This is a genomic window from Pseudonocardia pini (assembly GCF_013870575.1).
Lineage (GTDB): Bacteria > Actinomycetota > Actinomycetes > Mycobacteriales > Pseudonocardiaceae > Pseudonocardia > Pseudonocardia pini.
This window is the reverse complement of sequence record NZ_JACBXB010000648.1, coordinates 1-3,274: the sequence shown is the minus strand read 5'-3', so window position 1 is coordinate 3,274 and position 3,274 is coordinate 1. Positions and strand designations below refer to the sequence as shown.

Annotated in this window: 5 protein-coding genes; 4 read left to right on the top strand and 1 reads right to left on the bottom strand. The window is 73.4% G+C overall.

From position 1 onward, the window contains the following. The 3 genes from H5J29_RS26490 to H5J29_RS26480 form a co-directional block, all read left to right on the top strand. Nucleotides 1-280, top strand: a 280-nt coding sequence (locus tag H5J29_RS26490) for a hypothetical protein (protein ID WP_220187966.1), incomplete at its 5' end; no start/stop codon positions are given. A gap of 14 nt (nt 281-294) precedes the next feature. Next, nucleotides 295-1,008, top strand: coding sequence for a deoxyribose-phosphate aldolase (deoC, locus tag H5J29_RS26485; RefSeq protein WP_181783729.1), 714 nt, complete (start codon nt 295-297; stop codon nt 1,006-1,008). Nucleotides 1,009-1,068: 60 nt separating this feature from the next. Next, nucleotides 1,069-1,836: an SDR family NAD(P)-dependent oxidoreductase gene (locus H5J29_RS26480; RefSeq protein WP_181783728.1), complete on the top strand. Its 768-nt coding sequence runs from the start codon at nt 1,069-1,071 to the stop codon at nt 1,834-1,836. Here the strand turns inward: H5J29_RS26480 and H5J29_RS26475 are convergent. After that, the gene (locus H5J29_RS26475; protein WP_181783727.1) at nt 1,805-2,758 is read right to left on the bottom strand and encodes a hypothetical protein; all 954 of its coding nucleotides are present in this window, start codon (nt 2,756-2,758) and stop codon (nt 1,805-1,807) included. The genes H5J29_RS26480 and H5J29_RS26475 overlap by 32 nt on opposite strands. 89 nt (nt 2,759-2,847) lie before the next feature. Here H5J29_RS26475 and H5J29_RS26470 point away from each other — a divergent pair. Next, on the top strand, nt 2,848-3,274 hold a 427-nt coding region (locus H5J29_RS26470; protein ID WP_181783726.1), incomplete at its 3' end, for a TetR/AcrR family transcriptional regulator.

The following is a 3,274-nucleotide window of genomic DNA, read 5'->3' as shown; positions in this document are numbered from 1 at the left end:
CGAGCCGCTGGTCTCCGGGGACCGCAGGGTCGGTGACGTGGTGGTGGACCGGGACCGCCCGGAGTTCCTGTCGGTGTGGCTGGAGGCTCCCGCGGCGGGCCGGTTGACCTGCGATCTCCTGCGCCGCGACGGGTCCGTCGTCTCGTCGGTGACCTACGACGCCGAGGGCGGCACCGAGTGGTGGGGTGTGCCCCGACCGGGCGAGGAGGTCACGCGCATGCGGATCGCCGACGCCGCGGGCGGGGTCGTGGCGTCGGGCGCGGTACCGACGGCCCCGTGAGTACCGTCGGCCGCATGTCCCTCACCGCACCCGAGATCGCCGCGATGATCGACCACGCGGTGCTCAAGCCCGAGCTGACCCGCGCCCAGGTCGACGCCGAGCTGGCGACGGCCGCCCGGTACGGCCTGTTCAGCGTGTGCGTCCGGCCCTCCGACGTGGCCCATGCCCGCGAGGTCCTGACGGGCACCGGCGTGGCGGTGTGCACCGTGATCGGCTTCCCGCACGGCACCACCTCGACCGCCGCGAAGGTCGCGGAGTCCCGGCAGGCGGTCGCCGACGGCGCCACCGAGCTGGACATGGTGCAGAACATCGGCAGGCTGCGCAGCGGGCTCGTCGCGGACGTCGAGGCGGACGTCGCGGCCGTCGTCGCGGCGGCGGACGGGCTCGTGGTCAAGGTCATCCTGGAGACGGTCTTCCTCACCGACGCGGAGATCGTGGCCGCCTGCGAGGCCGCCGAACGCGCGGGCGCGGCCTTCGTGAAGACCTCCACCGGGTTCGCAGGAGGAGGAGCGACCGCGCCCCACATCGCGCTGATGCGGGCCTCGGTGGGGCCGTCGGTGCAGGTCAAGGCCTCGGGCGGGGTCCGGGACCTGGACACCCTGGAGCAGCTGTTCGCGCTCGGCGCCACCCGCTTCGGCACCAGCGGCTCCGCCGTGCTCCTCGACGACGCCGCAGCCCGGGACGCGGGCCGGACGATCACCGCCCGCACCGACGCCGGCGCTTACTGAACGAACGTTAGACAAGGTAGGGTCGTCGGGTCCGTCCCCGACGTCGTGGTGAGGTAGTCAGTGTCAGGTGAGCTCGATGGTCAGGTCGCCCTCGTCACCGGTGCGAGCTCGGGGCTCGGCCGCCGGTTCGCCGCGGTCCTGGCCGAGGCCGGTGCGGCGGTCGCCGTGGCCGGGCGTCGGCTGGAGCGGCTCGAGGAGCTGGCGAAGGAGATCGAGGCGGCCGGTGGGCGGGCCCTGCCCGTACAGCTCGACGTCGCCGACGCCGGTGCGATCCCCGGCGCGGTCGACGCCGTCGAGGCCGGTCTCGGCCCGGTCGACATCCTGGTCAACAACGCCGGCATCCCCGACGCGAAGCGGGCCCACCGGATGCCCCTCGAGGTCGTCGACGCCGTGCTGGCCACCAACGTCCGCGGGCCGTGGCAGCTGTCCACCGAGGTCGCCCGCCGCTCGATCGCCGCCGAGCGGCCGGCGCGGATCGTGAACATCTCGTCGATGGGCGCCCACGACTACGGGCACGGCGGCGCCGCGGGACTCTACTCGGTGTCCAAGGCCGCGATCGAGCGCATGAGCGAGGTCCACGCCGTCGAGTGGGCGAAGTACCGGATCAACGTCAACGCCATCGCCCCCGGCGCCTTCCTCACCGAGATGATGGAGGGCATGATCGGCAGGCTGAAGACCTCGGAGCAGGAGATGGCCGAGGCGTGGCCGCGCCACCGGTTCCCCCGCCCCGAGCTGCTCGACTCCACCCTGCTCTACCTCTGCTCCCCGGCCTCGGAGGCCGTGACCGGCACGGTGGTCAAGGTCGACGACGGCCAGCACGGCCGCTGATCGGCGAGGCGGGCGTGCGGGCGATCGCCGCGACCCCGACCCCCACGGCCACGACCGCCGCCACCGTGGCCCCGACGGTCACGGCGTCGGGGGCGAGGAGCGGCTGTCCGCGCAGGGCCTGGACCAGCGTGATCGCCACGATCGCGAGATAGCCGAGCGCTCCTGTCCGGACGAGTGCCGCGCGGCGGGCCTCGTCCAGCCCGAGCCGCGGCACGCTCAACGCGGCGGCGAGCAGCGGCAGTGCCTGAAGCGCGTGGATGCCGACGAAATGGGGGATACGCAGGTCGCCGCCGTCGAGCGCCCAGCCGGTCAGTGGCATGCCCGCGGCGTCGTACGCGCCGCCGACGGAGTGGGCACCGACCAGGGCGTCGAGGCCCGCGCGCTGGTCGGCCGTGGGGAGCAGCATGAGGAAGCCGAGCGCGGCACCGAGCACCGAGACGCCCAGCCCCCACCGCACCGCGGCGGTGGTCGCGGCGTCCCCGAACCGGTGCCGGACCGCCACGATCCCGATCGCGAGCGAGGCACTCCAGAGCACCATCACCATGATCGCCATCCCTGAGGCGACGACCCGGTCGAACACCATGTCGCGGGAGCTGAAGTGGCTCTCGACCCCGCGCGCGGCCTGCAGCGTGATGAGGGCCAGCTCCAGCAGCGAGGACACCGCCAGCACCGTCCCCACGGTGGTGATCCACCGGCTCCGCAGCCGCATCTGTGCGACGACCCAGGCCATCGAGACGGCGTAGACGAAGAACGACAGGCCGAACTTCAACGGCTTGAGCCAGACGGGTGCGCCCGCCAGCCAGCGGTCGTCGGTGAGCACGCCGATCGCCGACACGACGGCGAGCACGGCCATGAGCAGGGCGAACGCGAACAGCGGCCGGTGCCACGAGCGCCACGTGCGGATCGGCGCAGTGATTGACATCAGGAGACCTCCTTGACGGTGTCAAGGAGCAGCGGAGCCGGTCCGGCCTGACAGTGTCAAGGAAAACTGAGAGTGTTAGCGTCGCCACCGTGTCGACCAGCCCGTCCGTCCCGCCGGTTCTCAGCGTCCGCGACCGCAGGCACGCCGAGGCGGTCCGCGAGATCAAGGAGGCGGCGCTGCGACACCACGCCGCGGGCGAGCTCTCGCTGCGGGCCGTCGCCCGTGACCTCGGGATGTCCGCGCAGGCGCTGTACCACTACTTCCCGAGCCGGGACGAGCTGATCACCGCCCTGATCACGGACGGTCAGGCGGCCGCGGCGCAGGCCGTCGCGGCCGGTCGCGAGGCGGGCGGCGACCGTCGCGGCCGGCTGGTGGGCGCCGCCGTCGCCTATCGCGACTGGGCCGTGGACCAGCCGCACGTCTTCCGGCTGGTCTACGGCGACCCGATCCCGGGCTACGCGGCTCCCGAGGGCGGGCCGACCGTGGCGGGGGCACTGCGGTTGGGCGTCGAGTTCG

What these genes read in the sequence shown, in the direction of transcription:
- H5J29_RS26475 (WP_181783727.1), bottom strand. Translation starts at nt 2,758, where the DNA reads ATGTCAATCACTGCGCCGATCCGCACGTGGCGCTCGTGGCACCGGCCG.
- deoC (WP_181783729.1), top strand. Translation starts at nt 295, where the DNA reads ATGTCCCTCACCGCACCCGAGATCGCCGCGATGATCGACCACGCGGTG.